The organism is Shewanella waksmanii, assembly GCF_043643685.1.
GTDB lineage: Bacteria > Pseudomonadota > Gammaproteobacteria > Enterobacterales > Shewanellaceae > Shewanella > Shewanella waksmanii_A.
This window is the reverse complement of sequence record NZ_JBHZSN010000002.1, coordinates 58,804-84,734: the sequence shown is the minus strand read 5'-3', so window position 1 is coordinate 84,734 and position 25,931 is coordinate 58,804. Positions and strand designations below refer to the sequence as shown.

26 protein-coding genes are annotated in these 25,931 nt (G+C 44.4%); 7 read left to right on the top strand and 19 right to left on the bottom strand.

Annotated features, from left to right (window positions below; genetic code table 11):
- Positions 1-7 precede the first annotated feature (7 nt).
- Both ACHUFW_RS03240 and ACHUFW_RS03235 read right to left on the bottom strand, forming a co-directional pair.
- Entirely contained in the window at positions 8-1,396 is a 1,389-nt protein-coding gene (locus ACHUFW_RS03240; RefSeq protein WP_394200570.1) for a hypothetical protein, read from the bottom strand.
- 65 nt (positions 1,397-1,461) lie between these two features.
- Positions 1,462-3,681: a TonB-dependent hemoglobin/transferrin/lactoferrin family receptor gene (locus ACHUFW_RS03235; RefSeq protein WP_394200569.1), complete on the bottom strand. Its 2,220-nt coding sequence runs from the start codon at positions 3,679-3,681 to the stop codon at positions 1,462-1,464.
- 544 nt (positions 3,682-4,225) lie between these two features.
- Here ACHUFW_RS03235 and ACHUFW_RS03230 point away from each other — a divergent pair.
- Both ACHUFW_RS03230 and ACHUFW_RS03225 read left to right on the top strand, forming a co-directional pair.
- Positions 4,226-6,460 carry an acyl-CoA dehydrogenase gene (locus ACHUFW_RS03230; protein ID WP_394200568.1) on the top strand — a complete coding sequence of 745 codons (2,235 nt, stop codon included), beginning with the start codon at positions 4,226-4,228 and terminating at the stop codon, positions 6,458-6,460.
- Positions 6,461-6,721: 261 nt separating this feature from the next.
- On the top strand, positions 6,722-7,054 hold the full coding sequence (locus tag ACHUFW_RS03225; protein WP_394200567.1) for a hypothetical protein: 333 nt from the start codon (positions 6,722-6,724) through the stop codon (positions 7,052-7,054).
- A 120-nt stretch (positions 7,055-7,174) separates the two neighbouring features.
- Here ACHUFW_RS03225 and ACHUFW_RS03220 read toward each other — a convergent pair whose 3' ends face one another.
- The 4 genes from ACHUFW_RS03220 to ACHUFW_RS03205 form a co-directional block, all read right to left on the bottom strand.
- Complete coding sequence (locus tag ACHUFW_RS03220) at positions 7,175-7,648, bottom strand: alpha/beta hydrolase (RefSeq protein WP_394200566.1); 474 nt, start codon at positions 7,646-7,648, stop codon at positions 7,175-7,177.
- Complete coding sequence (locus tag ACHUFW_RS03215; RefSeq protein WP_394200565.1) at positions 7,630-8,145, bottom strand: hypothetical protein; 516 nt, start codon at positions 8,143-8,145, stop codon at positions 7,630-7,632. The genes ACHUFW_RS03220 and ACHUFW_RS03215 overlap by 19 nt, the downstream gene beginning before the upstream one ends.
- A 193-nt stretch (positions 8,146-8,338) precedes the next feature.
- Positions 8,339-8,875 (bottom strand): hypothetical protein, encoded by a 537-nt coding sequence (locus ACHUFW_RS03210; protein WP_394200564.1) that lies wholly within the window; start codon positions 8,873-8,875, stop codon positions 8,339-8,341.
- Between the two features lie 238 nt (positions 8,876-9,113).
- Positions 9,114-10,049, bottom strand: a complete 936-nt coding sequence (locus ACHUFW_RS03205; RefSeq protein WP_394200563.1) for a LysR family transcriptional regulator — start codon at positions 10,047-10,049, stop codon at positions 9,114-9,116.
- 183 nt (positions 10,050-10,232) lie between these two features.
- Here ACHUFW_RS03205 and ACHUFW_RS03200 point away from each other — a divergent pair, with 183 nt between their 5' ends.
- Positions 10,233-10,862, top strand: coding sequence for an NAD(P)H-dependent oxidoreductase (locus tag ACHUFW_RS03200; RefSeq protein WP_394200562.1), 630 nt, complete (start codon positions 10,233-10,235; stop codon positions 10,860-10,862).
- 10 nt (positions 10,863-10,872) lie between these two features.
- Positions 10,873-12,783, top strand: a complete 1,911-nt coding sequence (locus tag ACHUFW_RS03195; protein ID WP_394200561.1) for a monovalent cation:proton antiporter-2 (CPA2) family protein — start codon at positions 10,873-10,875, stop codon at positions 12,781-12,783.
- A 38-nt stretch (positions 12,784-12,821) separates the two neighbouring features.
- Here the strand turns inward: ACHUFW_RS03195 and ACHUFW_RS03190 are convergent, their stop codons facing one another.
- Together ACHUFW_RS03190 and ACHUFW_RS03185 are read right to left on the bottom strand one after the other, a co-directional pair.
- Positions 12,822-13,130: a DUF1272 domain-containing protein gene (locus ACHUFW_RS03190; RefSeq protein WP_394200560.1), complete on the bottom strand. Its 309-nt coding sequence runs from the start codon at positions 13,128-13,130 to the stop codon at positions 12,822-12,824.
- 64 nt (positions 13,131-13,194) lie between these two features.
- Positions 13,195-13,674, bottom strand: coding sequence for an OsmC family protein (locus ACHUFW_RS03185; protein ID WP_394200559.1), 480 nt, complete (start codon positions 13,672-13,674; stop codon positions 13,195-13,197).
- A 108-nt stretch (positions 13,675-13,782) separates the two neighbouring features.
- Here ACHUFW_RS03185 and ACHUFW_RS03180 point away from each other — a divergent pair, with 108 nt between their 5' ends.
- The gene (locus ACHUFW_RS03180; RefSeq protein WP_394200558.1) at positions 13,783-14,694 is read left to right on the top strand and encodes a LysR family transcriptional regulator; all 912 of its coding nucleotides are present in this window, start codon (positions 13,783-13,785) and stop codon (positions 14,692-14,694) included.
- Between the two features lie 87 nt (positions 14,695-14,781).
- Here ACHUFW_RS03180 and hpf read toward each other — a convergent pair whose 3' ends face one another.
- On the bottom strand, positions 14,782-15,138 hold the full coding sequence (gene hpf, locus ACHUFW_RS03175; protein ID WP_394200557.1) for a ribosome hibernation-promoting factor, HPF/YfiA family: 357 nt from the start codon (positions 15,136-15,138) through the stop codon (positions 14,782-14,784).
- Between the two features lie 332 nt (positions 15,139-15,470).
- Between hpf and ACHUFW_RS03170 the strand changes: the two genes are divergently transcribed.
- Together ACHUFW_RS03170 and ACHUFW_RS03165 are read left to right on the top strand one after the other, a co-directional pair.
- Complete coding sequence (locus ACHUFW_RS03170) at positions 15,471-15,920, top strand: hypothetical protein (protein ID WP_394200556.1); 450 nt, start codon at positions 15,471-15,473, stop codon at positions 15,918-15,920.
- Positions 15,921-16,099: 179 nt separating this feature from the next.
- A complete protein-coding gene (locus ACHUFW_RS03165) occupies positions 16,100-16,570 on the top strand; it encodes an OsmC family protein (protein ID WP_394200555.1) in 471 nt (156 codons plus the stop codon).
- Positions 16,571-16,630: 60 nt separating this feature from the next.
- On the opposite strand, the gene ACHUFW_RS03160 is transcribed toward ACHUFW_RS03165, so the two are convergent.
- The 10 genes from ACHUFW_RS03160 to ACHUFW_RS03115 form a co-directional block, all read right to left on the bottom strand.
- Complete coding sequence (locus ACHUFW_RS03160; RefSeq protein ID WP_394200554.1) at positions 16,631-17,722, bottom strand: AI-2E family transporter; 1,092 nt, start codon at positions 17,720-17,722, stop codon at positions 16,631-16,633.
- Positions 17,723-17,916: 194 nt separating this feature from the next.
- Complete coding sequence (locus ACHUFW_RS03155; RefSeq protein WP_394200553.1) at positions 17,917-18,495, bottom strand: lipid-binding SYLF domain-containing protein; 579 nt, start codon at positions 18,493-18,495, stop codon at positions 17,917-17,919.
- 154 nt (positions 18,496-18,649) lie between these two features.
- On the bottom strand, positions 18,650-18,838 hold the full coding sequence (locus ACHUFW_RS03150) for a hypothetical protein (protein ID WP_394200552.1): 189 nt from the start codon (positions 18,836-18,838) through the stop codon (positions 18,650-18,652).
- 168 nt (positions 18,839-19,006) lie between these two features.
- Positions 19,007-20,224, bottom strand: coding sequence for an NADH:ubiquinone reductase (Na(+)-transporting) subunit F (gene nqrF, locus ACHUFW_RS03145; protein ID WP_394200551.1), 1,218 nt, complete (start codon positions 20,222-20,224; stop codon positions 19,007-19,009).
- A 12-nt stretch (positions 20,225-20,236) separates the two neighbouring features.
- Entirely contained in the window at positions 20,237-20,845 is a 609-nt protein-coding gene (nqrE, locus tag ACHUFW_RS03140; protein WP_394200550.1) for an NADH:ubiquinone reductase (Na(+)-transporting) subunit E, read from the bottom strand.
- Between the two features lie 5 nt (positions 20,846-20,850).
- Positions 20,851-21,474, bottom strand: a complete 624-nt coding sequence (locus ACHUFW_RS03135) for an NADH:ubiquinone reductase (Na(+)-transporting) subunit D (protein WP_394200549.1) — start codon at positions 21,472-21,474, stop codon at positions 20,851-20,853.
- Positions 21,471-22,253 (bottom strand): Na(+)-translocating NADH-quinone reductase subunit C, encoded by a 783-nt coding sequence (locus ACHUFW_RS03130; RefSeq protein ID WP_394200548.1) that lies wholly within the window; start codon positions 22,251-22,253, stop codon positions 21,471-21,473. Before ACHUFW_RS03130 ends, ACHUFW_RS03135 begins: the two co-directional genes overlap by 4 nt.
- Complete coding sequence (locus ACHUFW_RS03125; RefSeq protein WP_394200547.1) at positions 22,243-23,457, bottom strand: NADH:ubiquinone reductase (Na(+)-transporting) subunit B; 1,215 nt, start codon at positions 23,455-23,457, stop codon at positions 22,243-22,245. Before ACHUFW_RS03125 ends, ACHUFW_RS03130 begins: the two co-directional genes overlap by 11 nt.
- Positions 23,457-24,821, bottom strand: a complete 1,365-nt coding sequence (locus tag ACHUFW_RS03120) for a Na(+)-translocating NADH-quinone reductase subunit A (protein WP_394200546.1) — start codon at positions 24,819-24,821, stop codon at positions 23,457-23,459. Before ACHUFW_RS03120 ends, ACHUFW_RS03125 begins: the two co-directional genes overlap by 1 nt.
- A 654-nt stretch (positions 24,822-25,475) precedes the next feature.
- A complete protein-coding gene (locus ACHUFW_RS03115) occupies positions 25,476-25,889 on the bottom strand; it encodes a cupin domain-containing protein (RefSeq protein WP_394200545.1) in 414 nt (137 codons plus the stop codon).
- Positions 25,890-25,931: the final 42 nt, after the last annotated feature.

Sequence of the window (25,931 nt, the reverse complement as noted above, 5' to 3'; positions counted from 1 at the left end):
TACCGGCTTACATCACTTTGGCATTGGCCACGGTATTAAATGGGCTTAGGTAACGCAATTCAAACTCATCTCGAGTTTGCGCTGATACCGGCATTGGAATCAAAGGAGAAACCTGTAAACGTCTATCTAAATCTGCTGCGCCATAACCTCGAGCAAACCCTTCAGACGCTTCTCCGGCAGCAAGCGCTTGTAACATTTCGACATCGTCTCGCTCTGCAACTATCAATGCTTGGCTAGTAATACCACCACCCATCCAGTGGAAACGAATGTCCTCTGGTAAAGGTGCGATAAACATCGAGCTGTTATCACTAGCGGTATACACATTACGATAAATGTATCGGCAATAGCTTGGGTCCTCGCTACAGAATGGACCGCCACCGGTATAAATACGATCTGCATAATGACCTACAAAGTTCATCGACTCTGATGGCCCCTGCAATGAAAAGCTCACCTGAGTGGCAAGATTATCCCCCTGGTCTTGATGAGATGGAAACTCCACATCAATCTGATAGTGGCTTATGTCATCAAATTGCACTTGCAACTCTTGTGCTTGACGACGTTGCGACCACATTTGCAAGCCATCTTCAGTTGATTGACGCACTATAAGTGCTGCTTCATCTTCAAGAGCAGGAACCCAAGCTGTGGCATCTTGCACTGCTGTGCTTAAGTCAGCAGATAACGGGTAATTACTGTATTGGAATACCGCGCCATCTATAGCCATCGGTGACTGAAGCGACAACAACTCACTTGCAGTCGATGCTGTCACAGTGACTTCATCGTTGGCATTAAAGTCACGGGTATCAAATAGCTCAGAGAACAACAGTTGCCCGTCTTCATCGTGACTAGTCACAAGTAGCGGAGACTCTTCGGCAAGGTTAAGCTGCAGTGTATCTTGGCTCAACACACCATTGGCGGCATATTGTAGCTGCTGGCCACCGCTTTGATTAACAAAGCTCAGCGATTTTACTGAATCTTGAATTGCAGCACATTGCGCGATGTCGCCATCATCAATGCTATGGAGTAATACTTTACTGGCTTGTGCAATTAAGCTGATTTCATAAGTTGCCGTACTCCAAGTTTTAAACTCTGGATTTTGGCTACGATAAAAGTAGCTCAAATAGCGGCTGTCTTCTGGCAATTCTTCTAATAAGATAGCGCCATTAGCATTTGACTCACCACTTTGCAGTACGGCTCCACCAGCATCATAAATACTGTACTCTACACCTGCGATACCACAGTTAGGGCTCTTTTGACTGCTGATATACAAAGCATGTACCAACTCCTCCGCTGGCGGCCAGTTATCTTCAGGTGGTTTAGGTGTACCGTCGTTGGGGTTATTTGAATCACACCCCAGAATAAACAATGACAGTGCGATAGCTAAACTTGTTTTTTTCATCGAAATTCCTTACTAATGCCCCGATGAAACTAGATTTCATCGGGTGCTCAATAACAGGTGAGAAGTTAGAACTGGTAGTTAACTTTGAGGTTGAAGTAACGCCCTGGTTGGGTATAAGTCTCTTCTGTCACACCAAGATTAGACATCAGATATTTTGATTGGCCAGCAACGTCCGCATACTCGACATATTCAGTATCAAACAAGTTGTAAACGCCGGCACGTACTGTCCAGTTATCAGATAAAATAACGCTCGCAGTTAAGTCAAACACGGCATAACCGGCGGTGTTATATACCTCATTAAAGGCATCACCAATAGGGAAAATATTAAGATCAGTGGTTCTGTCCATACTATCAGCAAAGCGCACAGTTAACCCAAAATCCATCTCTTTATTAGCTAAGTAGGCGTAGTAATTGACACCAACATTGCCCTTTAGTGGACTCACACTGTTGAGATAATCACCGTTTTCATCTTCACCATGGGTGTATGCAATATTACCCCAAAGCTGAATATCATCATTCAGCCATTGGCTAAATGACGCTTCCGCACCATATAGCGTGACTTTGTCATAATTGATATATCGGTACTCTAGAGAAGAAGGAGCTAGACAGCCAAGCGGGCCACCACATCCAACAAATTCCCAATCAATATAATCATTTGCCTGAGTATAGAAAGTCGTGAACTCATACTGAGTATCGCCATGATGACCACGTACACCCACTTCTATGGTATGGCTTGACTCTGACTCAAGATCATAATTTGCTAGGATCTTTACCGGGAACGGCATTTTGCCATCTTTAACCTCTAACTCTCCCCACTTTTGATCTGGCGTGGGCATTTTGTAGCCATAGGCATATTGGGCATACACGTTAACATTGTCGGTTACGTGATAAACCAATCCCAGTTTTGGCGACCAAAATCCATCGCTCATCTCGGCAAAATCTTCTGGATCACGTCCAGCATCTTCAGCTTGCTGTTGGTCTGGCGTGTTTTTGAAGTAGTCATAACGCAAACCTAAAATGGCATTCAGTTTGCCATCATAAAACGTCATGTCATCCTGGAAATAAGCGCCAACTCGTAAGCTTTTGGTGTCTGCAAATGAGAAAGTGTCGGTATCAGACGGAATCCAATTACCACCGCTATCCAGCACTTGATAATCCCGTGGACGGCTCATCTCTGACTGCTCGACGTCTAGACCATATACAATGTTGTGGTCATGGCCAGTCAATGATAGTGATTTGCTAAAGGTACTGGCAAAACCAATACGATACTCATCAAACTGGTAATCACGGTGCTCATAGATATCACGCTCATAACCTTGGCTACCATTGTAGTAATCACGCTGCTCATTTTGATCAGTTTTACCGTAGTAAAGTACGAAATCGACATTATCATGGATACCACGGTCTTTCGATGAACGCAGACGCAAAGAGGTATTAAGCACTTGTGTTTGACGATCGTAATCAACTGATTGAGTGTTATCTTTGCTGTCTTCCCAACGGTCTAACTGTTGATTTAAGTAATCAACCGTTAACTGTAAATTGGTGTCATCGTTGAAATGATATTTACTTTTAACAAGGAAGCTATCTGTGATTAGGTCACTCAGCGGCAAGCTATCATAATAGTTTTGTTGCTCTTCACCATAGCGACGCTGATAACTCACTAGGTTATCAAAATTACCTGCGGCAAATGCACTGGTAAATCCACCACTGTACTCATCATTCATGCCGGTATAACCAGCATTGGCAGAGAAGTAGTAGTCACTACCGCGAAGATAGTCATCGGCATCTTTTGAGGTCATGACCAATACCCCACCCAATGCATCAGACCCATACATCGTTGATGCCGCCGCTTTAAGCACCTCAACCTGCTTTAACCCTTCAATTTCAGTTAAACCACGTCCAGTACCTTCCGCACCAGGCCCTAATGGTGAAGCATATTGGTTATTTACCCGTACACCATCTTTAACCATCATTACGCGGTTACCACCGATACCACGAATAGTCACTGAGCTGGGTTTACCCGCTCCGCCCTTTACATCAACGGCGGCTTCGGTTCTAAACAAGGTAGAGAAGTCGGTTGTCATGTTACGAGCAATCGCTTCTTCATCGATCACAACAACAGAGCCAGCAACCTGATCAAGTGTCTGCTCCATACGAGAGCCCGACACAACTATGACTTCATGAAAATTTGAATCTGTCGTTTTTACTTCTTCAGCAATAGCTTGTGGCGCTAATGCGGCTGCTATAGCAGCGCTAATAGCTGTGATAGAAAGCTGCTTCATCATCGCAATCCTTAATTAAACCTTAATAGGAATTAATCTCATCTTTGGAGGCGCAGGAGTCTACCATGAACAAAAATTAACGAAGCGATCGCGATCCCATTATTTAACCCTTAATGAGTAAATTTACACAGGATTTCCACCTTATGTTTACGGCGTGTAAATAACAGAATTAAGCACCACATTAGCAACACCTTAATCACGCATCGCCATAACATTTGCAACAGGTTGTATCACCACTTTCCACCAGTGCTTTTAACAAAATTAAGCTGAACGGTTGCCTAACCAATTAATCATTTTTCACCCCCAGCCTATAGGCTTAACTGTCCAGCAAACTAGACAAAAGCAGACTTAAACTGCTGTCGCTAAAATATTTTAAAAAAATTTTTGCATTTAGCGTACACGTGTAAGCCAATGAAATGTCTAGCGTTATTATTCACTCAAACCATAAAAATTCAAACACGTGTTTAAAAAGGCTGTTTAGTGTTATTGATCTAGTTCTCATTTTATGACGTAATGTGATTATTATTTCTGGTCGGATGAGAATAAAATGAGTATAAGAACACAGCTTAAAAAGATAATGCCTAGCATTTCTACCACCGAACAAGAAGCACTGGATGCCGGTGATGTGTGGCTTGAAGGCTCGATTTACCAAGGTATTCCTGACTTTGACGCACTCAGAGCCATTCCCAATGCAAAACTAACCACTGAAGAGGCTGAGTTCTTGGCTGGCCCAGTGAAAACCTTGCTTGAAATGATTGACGATTTTGCAATTCAAAGCAGCAAACATCTGCCAGACGACATTTTAAATTTTTTAAAAGCCCACAAGTTTTTCTCACTGATTATCCCTAAGTCATTTGGCGGACTCGAGTTTAGCCCTTATGCCAACTCCACCATTGTGGCTACCATTGCAGCTAAAAGCTCAGCGGTGGCCGTCACTGTGATGGTGCCAAATTCATTGGGCCCCGGTGAGCTACTGATGCACTACGGCACCAGCGACCAGCAACAATTCTGGTTGCCTCGCCTTGCAGAAGGAACCGACATCCCTTGCTTCGCTTTGACCAGCCCAGAAGCAGGTTCAGATGCAGGTGGCATTCCTGATATTGGCACTGTGACCATGGGAGAGTATCAAGGAGAGCAAGTATTAGGCTTGTCGATCACTTGGGATAAACGCTATATCACGCTTGCGCCGATTGCCACCGTACTGGGTTTGGCGTTTAAAGTACAAGATCCAAATGGTTTACTCGGCAGTCAGCATGACCTCGGCATTACCTGCGCCCTCATTCCGCGCTCTCATCCTGGTGTAGAGCTAGGTAACCGCCACGACCCTATGGGCGTTAATTTTTATAACGGTACCACTCGAGGTAACAATGTTTTCATCCCCATGGATTTCATCATTGGGGGACAGAAAAACATTGGTCGCGGCTGGGCAATGCTAGTGGCTTGTCTAGGTGCAGGTCGAGGCATCTCTTTGCCAGCTTTAGGGGTATCAGTGAGCCAATGCTCGTTCAAGTCATCAACTGAATACGCAGCAGTGCGTGAGCAGTTTGGTTTATCCATTGGTAAATTTGAAGGGATTCAAGAAAAGCTTGCGGATATCGCCGGTAAAACTTACCTGCAAGAATCCATGCGAGTATTAACCACTGAAGGCCTTGGGATCGGTTTAAAACCTTCTGTTGTCACCGCAATTGCTAAGTATCATATGACTGAGCTTGGTCGAGATATTTTGAATTCAGCCATGGACATTCAGGCAGGTAAAGCGATTCAACGCGGTCCACAAAATACCTTAGCTTCTGGTTACGTCGCACAGCCTATCGCCATTACTGTGGAAGGGGCAAATATTCTGACCCGAAACTTAATGATTTTTGGTCAAGGCGTGATGCGTTGTCACCCTTACCTACAAAACATGGTTGAAGCGATTCATAGCAACCATGACAATGCCGATAAAGTCTTCAATGGTATTTTACGAAAAACTGTCGGCTACAGCGTTAGCAATAGCTTGCGTGCGCTGCGCCTTGGCGTATTACCATTTACTGCTTCGTCAAATTCTAAGCTTGCCGAAGTCAGCGCTTATGAAAAGAATGTCCATAAACTCGCAGCCAAGTTAGCGGTTTGCGCCGACTTTTCACTGTTAGTATTAGGCGGCAAACTTAAGCAAGCAGAAATGTTATCTGCTCGCCTAGGCGATGTGATGAGCTACCTGTACGCAGCGATGGCATCGATTCGCTATTATGAATCTAAACTCAGTGATGCAGAGCGTGCAGAAGCTGCGCCCTACTTCCACTATGCAACTCGATGGTCGCTTACTCAGGCTGAAAATGCACTAATGGCATTTTTAGATAACTTCCCTTCTTCAGCGACGTGTAAATTAATGCGTACCCTGACAATGAGCTTTTCTCACAAAATGCCAAAAATCAACGATGACCTAATTCGTGAGCTGGCGGAGCAAGCACAGCTTGATACCCAGTTTAAACGTCATCTTACCCATTTAGTCCAGCCAGTAGCTGGTGATGGTAATGATATTAATCAACAGGCATATGAGGCGAAAATCGCTTGCCTACCTTTATTGGCTAAAGTTAAGAAAGCGCTTCGCAGCAAGCAGTTTAAGGGTGGAGCACATTTCGCTGTGACCTTAGAAAATGCAAAGGCTGCCAACATCATCACCCAAAACGAATTTAGCCAATTATTGGATTACAACAATAAGCGTCTGCGTGCGATTCGTGTCGATGAGTTCGATTTTGATATGAACCCAATTGTGGCTCAAGCTGACTTGAAGATTGCATAGCATCTCTCCCTACCCGAAAAGGCAACCAATAGGTTGCCTTTTTTATGCCTGTATTTCAGCAAAACCAGTAGATGAGCCTTCATTAACTATAATCATAGCAATAACTTGTCGGTTTATGGTTCAGCAACTATCTTCAATAAAGGCAGTTAAAAACCTTAGTTCTGAATGGGGAGTGTCCGCTAGACGACTGTAGTCAATCATTCATTAAACTGCGCTACCTTAAACATAACGCTTGAATTGATATCAAATAAGGATGCTTGTATGAAAAAGACCAGCGTAGCACTTGTTGCCCTATTACTTGCTGCATGTGCATCATCACCCGCAACATGGAAAGGGATGTCTGAACGAGAAATCGTTGATTGGAAAGAAATTGGTTTCGATGCCGCTAAAGCACAAGCTTGGCGTGGAGGAGGCTTCACACCTGAGCTATCACAAACTTGGACAAAAGCCGGATTTAGCCTTGAAGACGCCACCGCGTGGAAAGGCCAGTCATTCAATGCCGACGAAGCCAAAACATGGCGTGGTAGCGGCTTTGATCTCGAAAAAGCCATCGACGCTCGCGAGCAAGGCCTAACGCCTGTTAAAGTAGAATAACGCTCAAAGCGAAAACCGCTAGTCAACCCACCTTAAGCCGAGCCTACAGCAAGGCTTAAGGTGATGTATCCCAATTCAAATTTAATCAGTACTAGACATCAGTTCAGCGTCGACTCAAGGTCAATCCAGCTTCAATTCAAGACTCGGCACATTAGGCTTCACCCTGCCTCCATCAATGGCATCGGCCATATGTTTAATAATCGGACTCACCACAGTGCCACTTTTATTAGTGAGAAAATAACTGTGGCCTTTCAAATCTAAACGGTTATTAAAATCATCACAGTCAATTTCATATACTTTTTTAGGCAGCCGGGAAAGCTTTTCAGGGCCGGTCATCCCTAAACGACGAGATAACGTCTTGTTACGAATATTGGCCAGTTTGGAAGCGGGCATTGAAAGATCGTCATTGGCAAAATACACCAAAATATTGCGGCTACTATCAACAATATAACGTCCAGGTTGATCTTGCTCTAACACTTCATTGCGTACATCTGCTGCGATCATAAAGGTATTGCGGAACAATTGCGGCATATTGCCAGCACTGTGCTTTTGCGCCCAATGCTGTAGGGCGTTTTTTAAAACGCGGTTGCCCATGGAATGAGCAACACATTGATTCTCTTTAGGCACGGTATCACTTGCTGTGCTTCTTGCCTGCGCCACTCATCAAACTTGCCTAATAAACGGGAAAATGCCGGCCCACTGGCATCAGCAGCATCTTGGTCATCCCAATAATCATCTGCAAATGCTAAGGCATGGTCATCATCACAAGGCCAGATAAGCGGCACAACATGCACTAAACCTGGACGCTCATTGTCCATTAATTGTTGTAACTTCTCGGCATTAGGGAAAATATCGCTTTCCATGTTGTTATTAAAACCATGGATATAAAACAATAGCTGGGTGTTTTCAGGTAAGGCTTTGAGCCTTGCAAACAATTCAGGGCTTTTAATCTCGGTATACTGGCTTTCGCCATGACGCTCACAGAAATACAAGTATTGGGCAACTGCGGTATTTTGACTGTCAAAACTGATACTTCTATTTAGCTTGGATTTAGCAGATTGCTTTGGTGTACGACTGGTAATAAACAGCATAGCTGGGTTCCTTTTTATTCATTTTATCCATTGCAATAAAAGATGAGCAACCACTTACAATCGCGACCATTGATACCCACCCCAATACAAAGTAGCCAAGCCACACTGGAACACCAACCTCAGAGGCTGAAGTCGCGATAGAATCAGTCTTTTGACTACCAAGCTGATTGTTAACGCCAACCCAACTCCTTGCCTATTTAACGCTATAGCCTTTGGCTCCTAAACACGCCGCTCTTGCGCGTAAAAAGTCATCGTTGCCCTGTTCATTGGCTGCTACCGCTTGTGCTTGCGCTTGTTGCTGAGCCGCTGCTTGCTGCTCAATTTGTTGCTGATTAGCACGACGGCTTTGCCTTCTTGCAGCAACAGCGCCGATCCAAGCACCATTTTGTGCTGCGTCACTGCGGTCATCATCACCTAGCTCTGCAATCGCGGCACCTGCAGCCGCACCAGCCATAGCGCCACGCATTCCAGAGCCTCGCTCACTCCCCTGAGCGGATACATCAGTATTGTTAGCACTGGCAGTCACAGGCTGGCTTGGATCATAACCACTTTGACCCGTGGCCCATGCATCACAGCTTGCCTCATCACTTTGCTGCTGTTCAGTTGATTGACCTTGTTCTGGGAATACAAACTGTTCAGCCGCATAACTTGGGGACATAAAGCCCATCACAATAATAGAAACCATAAAAACGGTCGTTATAGCCTTTGGAAGACGCCAAAACACGGTCATAAATGCTCCTTATCGATCTAGTTCAATGGTCAGTTCGCGACAATGACAACGAATGTTGTTGCATCGCTCTTTGTTGTCAAAATGGATTGCTAAGTATATTAGCGATGCTATAAACAAACATAAACCGTAACCAACAGAACAAAAGGTTCTGTTTATTAGAACTATTTAGCTTTCCATATGTTTAGCTTTCCATATGTTTAGCAAGCTATAAGCCGTAACCCAGACGTGGTAAAGCAGTTCAACTAAACCTAACCATGTTGCTCACACTCGCTAAGGTCGTTCCTTGCAGATCCATTTGCTCAAACTCATCCATCACATAATCGATAAAACAGCGTTTAAGATTCGGCATGTAACGAGTCGCACGGTACAACAACCAACTATGTAACTGATAAACAGCTGTATCATCAAAAAGGCGCTGCAGGCGATTTTGTCGTTGTAACGCCTCACCTAAATGCTCTGGTAAAGCAACAATTCCCACTCCAGCAACCGCAGCATTGACCAATGCAGCCACATCATTACAGGTCAAAACGGTATTGAGCCTCGCAGGGTTAAATTGCTCACTTAGGGGATACTTAAGTAAATTTCCATCTGGCATTCTTGCTTGAACATAAGGTAAACCTGCAAGCTGATCGATGCTTGATGGCATCCTATTTTCTGCGATAAAAGCAGGACTGGCATATAACCCAAGACAGGCAGTATTTAATTTACGTGCAATTAGCTCGCTATCTGCCAGCTGTTCACCGTAATGAAAACTCACATCAATGTGCCTTTCAATTAACGTATCGCCTTGATGGCTGCTCTGCAGCTCGATAGTCACTTTCGGGTGCTGTGCCATAAATCGATACAGTAAATCGGTGATGAAATGCCCATGAGCACTATTCACCATTTGCACTTTTAGATGACCCGTTAATTGTTGCTCTGGCGAACGAATCGCTTGCATGGTGTCATCGAGTTGCTGCAACACCAGTTGCGCATTATCGTAAAATAACTGCCCCTGCTGCGTTAATTGCAAAGCCCGTGGTTGGCGGATAAACAAACTCGCCCCTAATTGGGTCTCTAAAGCTTGGATGCGACGACTAACATTAGACTTTGGTAAATCAAGTAGAGCAGCCGCTCTTACAATGCTTCCACTATCAACAACTTGAATGAATAATTTTATATCGTCGGTCTTCACCCTTTGCTCCTTTCACTCAGGCACCTTTAGGGTAAAACCTAACATGCACCCGTTCATTTTGTCTGTTTTAACGATGACATTAACGATAAATTGCACACAAGCGTACTGTTCATCAACACAAAGTTTACATCAAGGTTCACTGTGCTAAATTGAAACCAGTATCAGCGAAAACAAGGAAACGTCATGCCTGCCTCGCGAAGCAAAATTTTGATCCTGTTTGCTCACCCTTCCGTCGAACGTTCCGAAGTCAACAAACCTTTATTTAATGCAAGTTTACGCCATCAAGATGTAACGGCGATCGACCTTTACCGTCAGTACCCCACCTTAGATATTGATATCGAAGCTGAGCAACAACGTTTACTTGAACACGACGTTATCATTTTTATGTTTCCACTGTTTTGGTATTCAACGCCAGCAATATTGAAGCAGTGGCAAGATTTAGTCCTCGAATATGGTTTCGCATATGGAGCCAACGGTACCGCGCTAAAAGACAAAATATTCTTTTGTGTCACTACCGCAGGCGGGGCCGAAGCGGCCTACCAGCAAGATGGTTACAATCACTTTACTCTAAGAGAGTTACTGCACCCCATAGAGCAGACAGCTAACCTTACCCATATGAAATACTTGCCACCATTTGCCTTGTTTAGCAGCCGCAATGCCGCAGAAGAAGGTCGTATAAGTCAACATGTAGACCTGTTTATCTCGCTATTAACTGCCTGCGCAGAGCAACGATTAGATATAGAACATGCGGCAAGCTTACCGCTGTTAAATCATGCTTTGCTCAGCACTGAAACTGAACTCAGCGGCGAATAAGGAGCTAAAAATGACGGGTTATTTTATCGACGCCTTCATCTATCTATGCGCTGCAGTGGTAGCTGTACCACTCGCTAAACGCTTTGGCTTAGGTTCTGTTTTAGGCTATTTAGTCGCAGGGGTGGTGATTGGCCCTATTGTCGGCAGCGACAAAACCAACAACCTACAACATTTCGCAGAGTTTGGCGTGGTCATGATGTTGTTCCTAGTTGGACTTGAGCTTGAACCCAGAAAGTTATGGGAAATGCGCAATCGTTTAATCGGTTTAGGTGGCCTGCAAATCGGGCTCACCACAGCAATTATCACCGCCGGCGGGTTATTCTTTGGCTTAGGCTGGACCGTTGCTTTGACCATAGGTCTCATCTTTGCGCTGTCCTCTACCGCCATCGTACTGCAAACATTTAACGAGAAAAACCTCACCAAAACAGAAGGAGGCCGCAACGCTTTTTCGGTACTACTTTTTCAAGATATTGCCGTTATTCCAATGCTGGCCTTACTGCCTCTGCTCGCGCTTCCCGAACTGGTCGCTCAAGCGCAACACGCAGTTGGTGAAGCAGCCCAACATCATGAAGAATTGTCACTTGTGGCTGGGTTACCGGGCTGGGCATATGGCAGCGTATTATTGTTAGCCATCGGTTTTGTGGGCGTCGGCGGACACTATCTTAGCCGGCCATTATTTCGTTATGTTGCCAGCTCTGGATTACGTGAGATATTCGTTGCCACCTCGCTGATGTTAGTTATCGGCATTGCAGCGCTGATGAGTCTTGTGGGTCTATCTCCGGCACTAGGTGCATTTTTAGCCGGAGTGGTATTGGCCAATAGTGAATTTAGGCATGAGCTAGAGTCAAACATTGAACCTTTTAAAGGCCTGTTACTCGGGTTATTTTTCATCACCGTTGGCGCTGGCATCGACTTCACCATCTTAGGTAATAACCTGTTGCTAGTGGTTGGCCTCACCTTAGCGGTAATGTTTATCAAAGCCTTAGTGTTATACCTATTAGCATTAATTTTTAAGATCAAAAATAGTGACCGATGGTTATTTACCCTCAGCCTCGCTCAAGCAGGTGAGTTTGGTTTTGTATTGTTAAGCTTTACTATTCAAAACAATGTGCTTCCTGGTGACATTGCCAAAATTCTCTCACTGGTGGTCGCGCTGTCGATGTTCTTAACTCCGGCACTATTTATCTTTTTTGATAAGGTTATTCTGCCTAAGTTTGAACAAACGGAAAATGATCGAGAAGCGGATGAGATCACCCACAAAGGCAGTGTCATCATTGCCGGTGTGGGCCGTTTTGGTCAGATGGTTAACCGGTTTTTACGTGCGAACAAGATTGAAACTGTGGTGCTAGATAGTCAGATATCACAGGTTGATAATTTGAAAAAGATTAATGTCAAAAGCTTCTATGGTGATGCCACACAACCGGACTTGCTCCACACGGCAGGCATCAACGACGCCGCGATGTTAGTCATTGCCATTGATAACAACGAGGCCGCCATTGAACTGACAAAATACGTCAAGCACACCTACCCCCATGTTAAAATATTCGCTCGGGCCTTTGACCGCGGCCATCACTTTGAGCTCAAACATGCTGGCGCAGATTTCATCATCAGTGAAACTTACCATTCAGCACTTGAACTGGGCAAAGAAGCATTGATATCGCTTGGCGTGCATCCCTACAAAGCTGAACAGAAAAAAGCCACATTACGTCGACTTGAACTCAGTTATAAAGATTCACTGTATGATCTATGGCGCAATAATACCGAAGACAGTAAGTACAGTATTCATTTCAGGGAATTGTTTATCGAATTAGAAAATGCGATAGCCAAGGCCATGAAAAGCGAAAATACTGACGAGCAAGCTAAAGTCGAACGTGGTTGGACACCGCCACCGAAAAACTACCTCGATGACTTTAAAGACTAGATGGTTGCAGTGCCCATCATGGCTGGGCACTGCACGTATTAACGCTGCTCAGGCGCTATCGACGCAATGTCTTTAGCAAACTCGCTCATTTCACTCGTACTGTAGCGACTCACCACTTTCGTGTCGCTAGCAGGTTGATGAGATAAGCTCACACCCGGACGGTAAGCCTGTTTAGGACGAATGGGCCTAGGTACAAAACCGCCACCACAATTTGGACAAACATTACTCAATTTATCTAGTGCGCAATGTCGACAAAAAGTACATTCATAGCTGCAAATCATCGCATCTATCGCATCAGGTTTAAGTGGCGCATCACAACACTCGCAATTAGGTTTAATCAATAACATCTCATCAGCCTTATCGGTCCACCCACAGAAAACAGCAGTCTCTAAATAGCGAGCCGCCTAAACATTAACCCTTAATAATATTAGTGATAATATTGGTCTTCACTGAATTGGCGATAAAACATTGTTCATGGGCTAAATGATGTAAATGTGCTAACTGTTCATCAGTAGGTTGCTCTGCATTCGAACTAGCGTTAAAAGTCACCTTGGGGTTAAGCACCACTTCAGTCATAGCAAGCTTACCCTCATCATCTTTGGCCATCGTGCCGCTGGCATTGTCTTGATAACGCTGCACAACGAAACCCGCTTTTGCGGCAAAGTGCAAGAAAAACAGCATATGGCAACTTGAGAGTGAAGCAACGAATGCTTCTTCAGGATCCACTGCCGTTTCGTCAGAATAAGGCAAAGGCACAATGTGCGGTGACGAGCTTGCGTTCAGTTGAATGCCGCCATCAAAACACCATTGATGAGCACGGCTGTAGCGACCTTGCTTAAAATCATCCTCATCACTAAGTTGCCATTGAATAAGTGCACCATAGTTAGCCATTCTCGATTAACCCTCTATTTTATCGAAGTTTGTAGCTTAATTATCCCTTGAAGCCAAACTAATAATAAAGCAATATTATTTCACCAGCTATTAAGTAAAACTCACATCATGTCTACTCATTATTCACTAGCAGCAATTCAAACATTTACCGTTGTTGCTAAGGAACAAAGCTTTAGCCGAGCAGCCAGCCTACTCAACATTACCCCTAGCGCAGTTAGCCACCAAATAAAGCTGTTAGAACAACAACTGAATGTGAGTTTATTTCATCGCAAATCCCATGGCGTGGGACTAACCGCTGCAGGTGAAAACTTGCAAAAATTTGCCTCATTAGGGATCCAAAATATTCAACATGGGGTACATCAGAGTCAATTTGCCAGCCAAAGGACACGTCTCGTTATTGCGGCTATCCCCTCTTTTTGCGAGCGGTTTTTAATACCTAAACTCAGTCAGTTTTACGCTCATCACCCAGACATTGAGATTGAGATCATGGCACAAGATAATATTGTCGATTTCAACAGCAGCCACTGCGATGCTCATATCCATTTTGGCAGTGGTGATTATGTCAATTTACACAGTGAATGGTTGGCTAAGGAGTTAGTTTATCCCGTATGCCACCCGGATCTAACCTCAGTAAGCACTAACGATGCTCATGAAATCAACGAGACATTACTGCATCATCACACATTACTGGGCTATCGAGCAGGTATAGAAGATGCACCAGGTGGGGTTAGTTGGCCTGACTGGTTTGGTCAATTTAATTTAGACCGGGCTGCCAATCAAAGCCAATTGTGGTTTAGTCATGTGTCATTGGCGCTTACTGCAGCAGAGCATCAACAAGGCATTGTATTGGGCTGGCATCACTTACTGGGCGATGCAATCACCCAAGGTAGGCTGATACGTATAGGTAAGCGCCATATCGAGACTCGATTTCAATACTACTTAGTCGCACCAGCAGCCCATTGGCAAAAACCAGAGTTGGCAATTTTTCATCAATGGCTTAAGCAGCAATTTGTCGATTAAACTGCAGTTTTAGCGACAAAAAAACCACTTATGATTAAGTGGTTTTTTTGTTTCTTCCCTTGGTTATATCAAGGGGGATATATCAGCTTATACCAGCTTCATCTCTTGCACGATTTCGTGGGCAATTTCTGGCGTGGTACTTACAGGCTTTTCGTGTAAATCAGCTTTAAGCTGACCTTTACGATGCTTTAGTGCTGCATCGAGTTTTTTGGCAGCCGATGCAATAGCGGGATACATCACGCCGTTGCTACCAGATGCCGAAATTCGGCTTCCTTCATATTTGGTACTGATCTCAACTTGAAACTCACCATGTTCTTTAGAAATGATGATGTCGAGCGAAATTAACGTCGGGAAATGTGTGGCGATTTTGGAAAACTTTTCGTTCACATGTTCTTTGATTGAATCGGTAATATCAACGTGGTGACCAGAAAGATTTATTTTCATAGGTTTTCCTTTTAAAAATTACTTCACTAATAGAACTGGGGACGCCTAATTGCATTCTCAAGGTCTATTAAACACTTTTTTAGCTCTTACCTAATAACTCCCTGCATTTAGTGAATTTATGACATATGTATCAATATGCTTAACTCTACTGTGCACCTAAAAAAGCGCGCTGACAATCGAATTTGCATGATTTTTTGTTTAACTAATCAATTTCTATACAACCAGCATCTCAACAAGGATAGACCATGAATCACAATTGTGGGCTCGTTCAGAGTATATTCAGCTAAATTAGTCTACAATTTGTCCATTGCAGAAACTGGGGGAGAGTTAACATGCAGGTCAATAACACTTATGCCACTCATCAGGCTAATCATCAGCAGCACGTAAGCGCATCAAATAATGGCGCCAAACCTGCTAGTCAGGCGCAAGCCACACTTAATGCGCAAGACACTGTCACCTTATCTCCTCAAGCAATGGCCATGAGTCGTAAAGACAATGCCACCTTGCCAGGTACGCTGCCGTCTCTGCCCAATAACGGTGATAAAGTTGAAGGGTATGTAGACTTTAAAAAGGCTCAAATGCAATACCAAGTTGCATCGGATCTGGCTGGTGTTGCCACCGGTAACGGCAACGGTATCTCAGCACCAACCGCCTACTATCTGAACAACAATGATGAGGCACGCTCTGCCGTGGTGAATCAGCAAGCCCAGCAACAAAACGTTGCCGCTATGCAAGCCTATGCTGCCGCCAGTGATAACGCTCAGCAGTGGTATGAAGAGTAACCGCTAATCCCAATTTCGCGGCATAAAGCTTTATCGATCCCCACTACGCTATATGCCGCAACTTCCATTCTAATGCCCCACCGTTAAACCTTAATCCTCTTTGGTCATTTACCTACAGCAAATTAGTCGTTAATGTACTTATTTATCATCAGTCTGCAATAGCGCTGCGGGGAGAAACAATGCTGTTTTCAGCCAAGCTCACTTGGACAAATTCACCCAATACTTTTGATATTTCGAGTAACCCCAATACCGTCCCGTCTTCGCAGTGGAGTCGGCAACATAATATTGTTTTAGGTAGCGGAATCACTATCGCGTGTTCAAGTGCAGCGTCATTTTTAGGCAATGATGATAAAGCCAATCCTGAAGAGATGCTGCTTGCTGCGGTAAGTAGCTGTCATATGCTGAGCTTTTTAGCTATCGCCGAGAAAAAACGCTGGTTAGTAGAACACTACCAAGATCAGGCAAGCGCAATATTAACTGTCAATGAAAATGGCAAACAGATGGTTAGCGAGGTTAATTTAACTCCCAACATCACCTTTAACGGCACACCCCCCACTGAGGCCCAACTAGACAAAGCCCATCAACTGGCCCACCAGCATTGCTTTATTGCCAATAGCATCAAAGCGAAAGTCAATATCATCAGCCAGTAACACAGTGTTTTGACTTAAATCTATTTGCGCCCCTTGAGATAATGCTAATTAGCTAATAAGCTACTGCGTTGCTTCATAGGTATCGGTATCAGCGACCGTATCAATCCAGGCGATAAACAGTTTGTAACCAAGCGCCAACACTACCGCACCGACAAATAGCCCCACAATCCCAGACATCATCATGCCGCCTAACGCGCCCAGTAAGATGATCAACATAGGAATATCGACACCACGTCCCATCAATAAAGGCTTTAATACCGCATCACTGGCACTCACCAAGATCCCCCACACCATGAAAATAACCGCCACTGTTGACGACTCAACCGAGAATACATACGCCATTAACGGACCTAAAATCAGAATAGGCGGTAACTGTATAATGGCAAGGATCAGCACGGCTAGCATCCACACCCCTGTGCCTGGGATACCAACAATTGCCATGCCGACGCCGGCCAGTACCGATTGAATCACGGCAACACCTATCACGCCCTGTACCACACTTCGCACTGTGGCTACGCCTAAAGAAGTGAAACCTTCTCCTCTTCCTGGCGCTAAACGATTGGCGATTTTATGAAATACCTCAGCGGCGCCTTGGCTGTTTTTCATAAACACGCCAGCAATAATAATTGAGATAACAAACTGCAATACGGTAAACCCTAAGCTACCTAAAGCTGACGCTGCTTTACCGCCATATTGCTTAATCTGCGGCGCATAGGTCTTTATCACTCCTTCTAAGTTGGATGAGGCTTTACTCCATATTTGATGCAAAGACTCACCCACCAGCGGTAGCTCAGCAACACTGTCTTTGGGTGGCGGAATCACTAACGTGCCTTCTTGTATTTCGCTGATAAATTCTTGTGTGCCTGAAAACAATGCCCCTGAAAACATAAATGTTGGCACCAATAAAGCTGCCAGTGTTGCCACCGTGACTAATGCACTCGCTCGGCCAGCTCCCATATTCAATTTCTCAGAAATTTTATTCACTAATGGGTGTAAGGCTATCGCAATAATCCCGCCCCAAACGATGGGCATAATGAAAGGTCGTACGATTTGAAAGCACCAAATCAGAATCACAAACAGTAAGCCGATTTTAATCGCGGCATCCATCGCATCATGGCTAAAGGTTGAGGTTTTTTGTGGCCGGGGATCCATATTCCACTCCTGAAATAAGTAAAGTTAATTGATGTTCAGCATCAATAACTCCAAGCTATAATATACGCCCTAGGTTATCAAGCTGTTATAACTTGTTATTGTTTAGTTTTTTGACTTTGCACCATACAAAATAGGCGCAAAATAGGCGCAAAAAAATAGCGCTTTATCAGCGCTATTTATCTATCAAAAAATCGCTACTTTTCGTTCTCAATAAAATCTTCTGAGAAGTCTGTCTCCCAGTATTTGTAACCCTGAACCGTAGCCTGTGCAGCTGCGCCCATTAGGTTAACTTGATAGGTTTTCACACCTGAGACATCAACAGACTGATTCGCTGAAGCTTGTTCACCGCTGCCTTCGTATTCTGCGCTAGCCTCGGCTTGAGCCTGACCTTCATAGCCTGATTCTTTAAAGCGGGTCAGTGCATCCTGATTTTGGAATGCTTGCACAAAAGCGACTTTCTTAAAGCCGATACCTGCCCCAACGCCACCAGTGGCAAAGCGATAGTAAGAAAGCTTACCTTTTTCATTCAGTACGCAAATTCCACCGCCGGTTGATAAGGCAAATAGATAACTATTACTGCCGGTACATACCACGTAACCTACTGCACTATTTACTGCAGCGGGTGCACCTTTATGTTCCGAATAAATCTCCTGCAAAGCTGTTTGAGTCTCCTCGCGAGCATGGGCTTTTTTTGTCTCAGGTGAATCACCTGTAGCACAACCAAATAGCATCGTTGGGATCATTACACTCATCAATACTTTTGCTAGTTTCATTAAATTTCCTCGTTAGAAAAAAAACATCGATTTACGTTATTTCAATGTTGGCTATTATATCGCCAACAAAAGTTAAAACTTACCAATTTGCGCCAACCGCTAACATTCTGCTTACGCTGCACATTAAGTGTAGAAGCAATTTCAGCATTTGCAGTTAAAGGCGTTGCTTTTGACCAAAAAAGTCTAATATTTTGACTACATTACCTATCCAGCAACTAAAAATTGTTACCGATGCCAACAGCGCATAAGCCTCACCAAGTAGCAAAGTCACTATCACTGATGCAGACCAACCTACACTGCCCCATGTGATAGAAAACACCGCCAACAAAATCATGGTCTGCATAGACTCTCCTATTCACTCAATAGGTGCAGTCTATCGAATAACTTCAGCATTGATTTACCATTTCACGCCACTGGCTAGTTCTCAGTACAACAACCTCTCTTGCCTGGTAACAATCAGGCACAAAAAAACGCAGCCCATGGCTGCGTTTTTTGCAAGTCAGATAATAAGCTAGTCGCCAAAATCGTCCAATAAAATATTCTCTTCTTCGACCCCTAAACTTTCCAACATTGTGATCACCGCCGCATTCATTATCGGAGGGCCGCACATATAAAATTCACAATCTTCAGGTGCTTTATGATGCTTTAAATAGTTCTCATACAGAACATTATGAATAAAGCCCGTATATCCATCCCAATTATCTTCAGGCAACGGATCTGATAGCGCGACATGCCAAACAAAATTATCATTCTCAGCGGCAAGCGTATCGAAGTCTTGCTGATAAAAGACCTCTCTACTTGAGCGTGCGCCATACCAGAAGCTCATTTTGCGCTTGGTGTGTTTGCTCTTTAACTGATCAAAGATATGTGAGCGCATCGGTGCCATACCTGCACCACCGCCAATAAATACCATCTCTGCATCGGTATCTTTAACGAAGAACTCACCAAAAGGCCCGGAAATAGTAACCTTATCACCCGCTTTTAAATTGAAAATATACGATGACATTTTTCCAGGTGGCACATTGTCAGATGGCGGTGTAGCAATCCTGACATTAAGCATGATCCGGCCTTTTTCATCGGGATAGTTCGCCATTGAATAAGCCCGCAACACCTCTTCGTCCACGCTAGAAACCAAATCGAACAACTGGTATTTTTCCCAATCATCACGATACATTTCGGGAATATCAAAATCGCTATACTTAACTTCGTGAGCAGGCGCTTCTATCTGAATATAGCCCCCAGCCTTAAACTTAACATCCTCACCCTCTGGCAGTTTCAACAGCAACTCTTTAATAAACGTCGCGGTATTGTTATTTGAGATAACTTCACACTGCCATTTTTTAACGCCAAAGATCTCCTCTTCAACTTCCAGTTCCATGTCAGTTTTAACTGCCACTTGGCACGCTAAGCGGCAGCCCGCTTTAGCTTCTTTTTTGGTGATGTGGTCCAGTTCTGTTGGCAAAATATCACCACCACCAGATTTGACCGTTACCCGACATTGACCACAGGTACCGCCACCGCCACACGCCGAAGGAATAAAGATATTTTGCCCTGCAAGAGCCCCCAGCAGTTTGTCTCCGACCGGAGTACTAACCGCTTTTTCCTCATCATCATTGATGCCAATTCTAACATTACCGGTTGCAACCAATTTACTTTTTGCAACTAAAATCACTATCACCAGCAAGCTAACCACTAAGGTAAACATGCCGATGCCAATTGCCATTTCCATCGTATTTACCTCTTAAATCGCAATGCCAGAAAATGCCATAAAGCCCAAAGCCATCAGGCCAGTGGTTATGAACGTAATACCAATACCTTGCAATCCTTCAGGGATAGCATGAAATTTCATTCGCTCCCTCAAGCCCGCAAGCATGACAATGGCCATCGCCCAACCTAAGCCAGAACCGGCTGCAAATACCGCAGATTCAGCTAGCGTGTAATCACGGTTAGCCATAAAGATAACCCCGGCAAAAATCGCACAGTTCACCGTCAATAGTGGCAAGAAGATACCTAAACTCTGATACAGGCTGGGAATGTACTTATCTAATACCATTTCCAAAATCTGTACCAGCGCCGCAATCACGCCTATAAAGGTAATAAGCTGCAGATAGCTTAAATCCAATTCAGGGTAACCAGCCCAAGCCAATGCCCCTGGCGCCAATACACTGGAGTAGATCACTTGATTTAGCGGTACGGCTAAGGTCATCACCACAATCACCGCAATACCTAAACCAAATGAGGTGGACACTTTCTTCGATACCGCCAAAAAGGTACACATGCCCATAAAAAATGACAGGGCCATGTTGTCAATAAGCGCGGCTTGAACAAACAGATTAATATAATGTTCCATTATCATTACCCTCGCTTACGCTGAATGACATTGATGGCCCAAATCATGACGCCAATCAGGAAAAACGCACTCGGCGGCAACTTGAACATTTCATTAGCCAAGTACCATCCGCCATTCTCTATGGTCTGCAAAATCTCATGACCAAACAGCGTACCGCTGCCTAGCAATTCACGCACAAAGGCAACGCCTAACAAAATCACCCCGTAACCCATTGCGTTTCCTAGCGCATCAACCACGGCAATATGCGGCTGATTCTTCATCGCAAATGCTTCGGCGCGCCCCATGATGATACAGTTAGTGATAATCAAACTAACAAAGACAGACAGCTGTCTTGAAAGCTCATAGGCGATATCCTGTAGCACCATATCAACGATGATCACCAATGACGCAATGACCGTCATCTGCGCAATAATCCGCACACTATTGGGGATTAAATGCCTTATGGTCGAAATAATCAGATTGGAAAATACCAATACAAAAGTTACCGCCAATGTCATTACCAATGCTGTTTGCATTGAGTTACTCACAGCTAGCGCTGAACAAACCCCTAGAACCTGCATTGCAACAGGGTTATTGGCAAATATTGGAGTAGCTAAAATCTCTTTAGTTGACGCCATATTCTTGCTCATTGTCCCGCCTCCGATGCATTAAGTTTGTCGAAGAAGACTTGGAAACCTTCGGCGCCAAACCAGAATTGAATCGCACGTTGAACCCCGCGACCAGTCATAGTTGCACCACTAACGGCATCGACACCATGTACGTCACCTTCTTTAGCGCCACCTTTCACCACAGAGAAAGCCACCTTGCCTTTATCATCAAACAGTTGCTTACCCTGAAAAGTATCAGTCCAGGCTTTATCATTTAAGAAATCACCAATACCCGGTGTTTCACCATGTTCGTAGAACACCACGTTCTCTATGGTATTTAAGTCTTTCTCGACCGCAACAAAACCGTAAATCATCGACCACAAGCCTTTGCCATAAACCGGCAATACCATGCTGGCAACCTTGCCTTGTGCATCCTTAACTTCAAACACGCGTACATCTTGAGCACGGGTTTTAATTCTCGCAGTGTCCTTTTTCGGTTTAACTGATGTTTGAGGGTTAATTGCCGCCATCTTTTCATCAAAGTTCATGATCTCGGTAACTGCCATTTGCTCCGCTTCACCGGTATTCAAGTTGATCAGTTTAGGCGTCACTCGTTGATCAAAAATAGTGCGAAAATCTTGCCCATCAGCCACCTCGACATTCGATGCCATCAGCACATATCGCTTAATTTCATCGCGCTTTTTCGCAAGCTTACGCTCTTTCAATAACTCTGCGGTGCCAGTGATCATAAAGGAACATAATAAGCACAAAGTCACGGTGAAAATCATGGTCCCCATGACCGTATCTTTTTTAAAGGCCATTGCGTTTCAATCTCCGCTTCATGTTGGCGCGTGCCACCAAGTAATCAAGAATGGGTGACCATAAATTGGCAAATAAAATGGCTAACATAATCCCTTCTGGCATTTTCAAGTTCATGACACGAATGAGTACAGTCATGAAACCAATAAGGAGTCCGTAAGCGATTTTACCTTGACGGGTATAGGAGGTAGTAACCGGGTCGGTGGCCATAAACATCATGGCAATGGCAAAACCACCAGTCACTAGATGCCAAGTCCAAGGCATTGCAAACAGTGCATTTTTCTCTGAGCCAATGAAGTTAAATAGCCCAGCGGTGACTATCATGCCCACCATCACACCGGCGACAATACGCCAGTCCGCTAACCGGGTTACGATAAGAAAACTGCCGCCTATCAATAGTGCAAGAGTACTGGTTTCACCAATGGTGCCGACGGTGAAACCAAAAAATGCATTGAGCCAATTTGGATCGCTAAAGGCTTGGTACCAGCTATAGTCAGTAAAGACTAACTTGCCTGCTGCCGCTTGGCCTAACGCAGTTGCTCCACTAAAACCGTCAACAGCAACAAACTGGCTAGTTTCCATGACCTTAGTTGGGTAGGCAAAAAAGATAAACGCATATCCCGCCAATGCTGGGTTGAGGAAGTTATAGCCCATACCACCAAACATCTCTTTGGCAACAATCACACCAAAAGTGATACCTATCGCCACAATCCACAATGGTGTAGAAACCGGAATGATGAGGGTAAATAGCAATGCAGTGACAAAAAAGCCTTCATGCAGCTCTTGGCGACGTACTTTTGCAAATACGATTTCCCAAAACAGGCTGACCACCAGCGCCGTGAAGTAAATCGGTACATACAAACTGAGGCCAAATGCAAACTTAGCAATCGCGCCACTTTGTTCGGTTAGCCCACCAAACAGCCAAGTAAAAGGAACCAATTGCCAAAGCTCGGTTACACTTGAGCCCGCAATTACAGCCAATTGTGCTTGCAAACCAATGTTATAAACACCAAATAAAATGGCCGGCAATAAACACAAACCCACTATGGTCATGGTTCGCTTAACATCAATCGCATCGCGAACATGAACCTTACCTTGGGTTGCTCTACCATTCGCAATTACCAGCGAGCGTAGATAGCCTTTTATGGCATGCCCTGGTGCATAATAATCTTCTTGAGCATCATGCTTCTTTTGCTTATCAGTCATTAGCCTTCCCTCTCAATAATGTCGAGGCAAGCCCGAAGTTCTTTTCCAAAATCATATTTTCCAGGGCACACAAAAGTACATAATGCTAAATCTTCTTCATCAAGCTCTAAGGCACCTAATGCTTGCGCTTCATCGGTGTCTTTGACCACCAGATCCCTCACCAACAAGGTCGGTAAAATGTCTAGCGGCATCACGCGATCAAGCTGACCAAAAGCCATCATTGCTCGAGCCGAGCCACCTGTATGAGTGGTCATATCGAATAAGCGTTTTTTGCGAGTAAATCGTGATACCACTGCACGGGTAATCGAAAAAATATTGGTACCACCGTGGATCCATGGCAATAAACGGTGTTGTGCGTCCTCTTCCAGCACGCAGACCTGCTGATGAAACCGGCCAAGATAATCATGGGTAGATAACGCAGTGTGCCCAGAAAGCACCGACCCCGACACCACTCGGTGATGACCCTCTTTGACTTCACCTGCAACCAACTGGCTTAACTGCGCCCCAAGTTGGGTACGCACTAAGCGTGGCTTAAGTACACTGGGGCCTGCGAGCGCAACCACGCGGTCAGTATAAAGCTCACCTGTGGTGAAAAGTTTGCCAAATGCAATAACGTCTTGATAACCGATATGCCAAACAGGGCGTTCAATACTGGCCGATAACGTAAAGTGAATGTGAGTCCCAACTAACCCTGCAGGATGTACACCACCGAAATAACGCACCTCTACACCTGGGTGTTCATGCCCGGGTAAGGCCTCGCCTTCGTCAGTACAAAGGTAGACAGGCCCCGGCGTTAAGCTTGTTAACACTGCTAGACCATCACTGAAGGCTTGTTGCTGCTCAGCAATAATTATACGCGGGTTGGCCGCTAGCGGATTCGTGTCCATAGCGGTGACAAAAATAGCCGCCGCTTCGGCATCAAGTTGCGGAACACGAGAGAAAGGCCTTGTTCTTAAAGCAGTCCAAAGCCCGCTTTTAACTAATAACGCCTGTGCGGTATCTCTATCTAACTGAGCTAAGGTCTCTGGCGTATCAAAACGAATTTGATTGTCAGCATTATCACAATCAATTACCACCGATTGAAGCACACGCCGCTCGCCGCGATTAATCGCACTAATGGTGCCACTTGCAGGTGCGGTGTAGCACACGCCAGGTGACTTTTTATCTTCGAACAACACTTGACCTTTAGCCACTTTATCGCCGACTTCAACCATCATAGTAGGTTTCAATCCGACATATTCTTCACCTAACAAGGCCACTTGTGAGGGCTGAGGCGACGGGCTAATTTGTTGTACAGGTTCACCAGCGATCGGAACATCGAGTCCTTTCTTGATGATTTTTAGTTGAATTGAATTATCTGCCATAACAAACAAAAACCGTTAATCGTTTTGGATAAGTAATGTTACTTGCTAATCGGCTAAATTACCGCAATAAATGTCACATTCTCACAGCAAAATGTAATTTTATAACAAAAAAAGGCAATTTTTTGCTGAACAGTTCACATCAAAGCCGAGTCGCCATTTAACATTGTAGTTTTATAACTATAACCTAAGCGGAGATTTTTCCTGCTTTATTCCTTTATCTCCAAAAGCATCATCACCTGATAGAACACAGATTAAGTGAAATATATAACCAGAAGATGACGCCCGCCTTTAAGCAAATACTTACGCCGCACGGTAATACCAATCGGCATAAGAAAGTGATCTACTCAGAGCTATTTTAGGCAAACTAGTTCGAGACGAATAACTTAAGTAATAGTGGTGCTATTGGGAAGTTATTCAACGAAGAAGTAGGCAGCCAAAAAAGCTCCCAAAGGGCGAGGTTTAGCGCTTCTGATACTGTGTAAACGAACTTGAACGTAGAGTAACTATGCCCTTCATTCGTTGCCTTGTCTCAGAAGTGCTACACTCTCGCTTGAGCAATCACATCTTTATGCCGATTAGTATAATACCCATAACTCAATATCCTAGGTTATTGTTTACGGCTATTGTTAACTCAAAGGTTATAAGGTGAAGAAACTAACGATGCTTGGATAACACCGTCAGATCAGCGCCTTTTTCGGCAATGTAAAACACGATGATTTTTGCAGGTTCATCGCCATTATTTTGGCCATAATGCTCAGTGTTCACCAACTCAATCAATGGATCACCTGCAACCATCTGCTTAACCTTGTCACCACTATGAACCGTCAGTACACCGCTGGCCAAGATTCCTGCATTGATCACTGGGTGGATATGCAAAGGTAACCGCTCGCCTGGCGCAATAATAATCTCTTTAATCGTCACTTCTGGTTGCAAGATATGTTGAGCTGGTAAAGGTTGACCATCCCAACTTTTAGTACTTTTTATCAAATCCCGACTCTGTGCAGCGTGACTGACATCCACCATAGATAATGCCGCTGCGAGTACAATGCTAAGATAAGGTTTCTGCACATCCATCTCCTTATTGGTCACCCTTTAAACGCAATATATCAG

What these genes read in the sequence shown, in the direction of transcription:
- ACHUFW_RS03135 (WP_394200549.1), bottom strand. Translation starts at nt 21,474, where the DNA reads ATGAGCAAGAATATGGCGTCAACTAAAGAGATTTTAGCTACTCCAATA.
- ACHUFW_RS03220 (WP_394200566.1), bottom strand. Translation starts at nt 7,648, where the DNA reads ATGGGCAACCGCGTTTTAAAAAACGCCCTACAGCATTGGGCGCAAAAG.
- ACHUFW_RS03240 (WP_394200570.1), bottom strand. Translation starts at nt 1,396, where the DNA reads ATGAAAAAAACAAGTTTAGCTATCGCACTGTCATTGTTTATTCTGGGG.
- ACHUFW_RS03130 (WP_394200548.1), bottom strand. Translation starts at nt 22,253, where the DNA reads ATGGCCTTTAAAAAAGATACGGTCATGGGGACCATGATTTTCACCGTG.
- ACHUFW_RS03165 (WP_394200555.1), top strand. Translation starts at nt 16,100, where the DNA reads ATGCTGTTTTCAGCCAAGCTCACTTGGACAAATTCACCCAATACTTTT.
- ACHUFW_RS03225 (WP_394200567.1), top strand. Translation starts at nt 6,722, where the DNA reads ATGAAAAAGACCAGCGTAGCACTTGTTGCCCTATTACTTGCTGCATGT.
- nqrF (WP_394200551.1), bottom strand. Translation starts at nt 20,224, where the DNA reads ATGGAAATGGCAATTGGCATCGGCATGTTTACCTTAGTGGTTAGCTTG.
- ACHUFW_RS03215 (WP_394200565.1), bottom strand. Translation starts at nt 8,145, where the DNA reads ATGCTGTTTATTACCAGTCGTACACCAAAGCAATCTGCTAAATCCAAG.
- nqrE (WP_394200550.1), bottom strand. Translation starts at nt 20,845, where the DNA reads ATGGAACATTATATTAATCTGTTTGTTCAAGCCGCGCTTATTGACAAC.
- ACHUFW_RS03210 (WP_394200564.1), bottom strand. Translation starts at nt 8,875, where the DNA reads ATGACCGTGTTTTGGCGTCTTCCAAAGGCTATAACGACCGTTTTTATG.
- ACHUFW_RS03230 (WP_394200568.1), top strand. Translation starts at nt 4,226, where the DNA reads ATGAGTATAAGAACACAGCTTAAAAAGATAATGCCTAGCATTTCTACC.
- hpf (WP_394200557.1), bottom strand. Translation starts at nt 15,138, where the DNA reads ATGAAAATAAATCTTTCTGGTCACCACGTTGATATTACCGATTCAATC.
- ACHUFW_RS03160 (WP_394200554.1), bottom strand. Translation starts at nt 17,722, where the DNA reads ATGGATCCCCGGCCACAAAAAACCTCAACCTTTAGCCATGATGCGATG.
- ACHUFW_RS03150 (WP_394200552.1), bottom strand. Translation starts at nt 18,838, where the DNA reads ATGCAGACCATGATTTTGTTGGCGGTGTTTTCTATCACATGGGGCAGT.
- ACHUFW_RS03125 (WP_394200547.1), bottom strand. Translation starts at nt 23,457, where the DNA reads ATGACTGATAAGCAAAAGAAGCATGATGCTCAAGAAGATTATTATGCA.
- ACHUFW_RS03180 (WP_394200558.1), top strand. Translation starts at nt 13,783, where the DNA reads ATGTCTACTCATTATTCACTAGCAGCAATTCAAACATTTACCGTTGTT.
- ACHUFW_RS03120 (WP_394200546.1), bottom strand. Translation starts at nt 24,821, where the DNA reads ATGGCAGATAATTCAATTCAACTAAAAATCATCAAGAAAGGACTCGAT.
- ACHUFW_RS03235 (WP_394200569.1), bottom strand. Translation starts at nt 3,681, where the DNA reads ATGATGAAGCAGCTTTCTATCACAGCTATTAGCGCTGCTATAGCAGCC.
- ACHUFW_RS03200 (WP_394200562.1), top strand. Translation starts at nt 10,233, where the DNA reads ATGCCTGCCTCGCGAAGCAAAATTTTGATCCTGTTTGCTCACCCTTCC.
- ACHUFW_RS03190 (WP_394200560.1), bottom strand. Translation starts at nt 13,130, where the DNA reads ATGTTATTGATTAAACCTAATTGCGAGTGTTGTGATGCGCCACTTAAA.
- ACHUFW_RS03195 (WP_394200561.1), top strand. Translation starts at nt 10,873, where the DNA reads ATGACGGGTTATTTTATCGACGCCTTCATCTATCTATGCGCTGCAGTG.
- ACHUFW_RS03185 (WP_394200559.1), bottom strand. Translation starts at nt 13,674, where the DNA reads ATGGCTAACTATGGTGCACTTATTCAATGGCAACTTAGTGATGAGGAT.
- ACHUFW_RS03155 (WP_394200553.1), bottom strand. Translation starts at nt 18,495, where the DNA reads ATGAAACTAGCAAAAGTATTGATGAGTGTAATGATCCCAACGATGCTA.
- ACHUFW_RS03170 (WP_394200556.1), top strand. Translation starts at nt 15,471, where the DNA reads ATGCAGGTCAATAACACTTATGCCACTCATCAGGCTAATCATCAGCAG.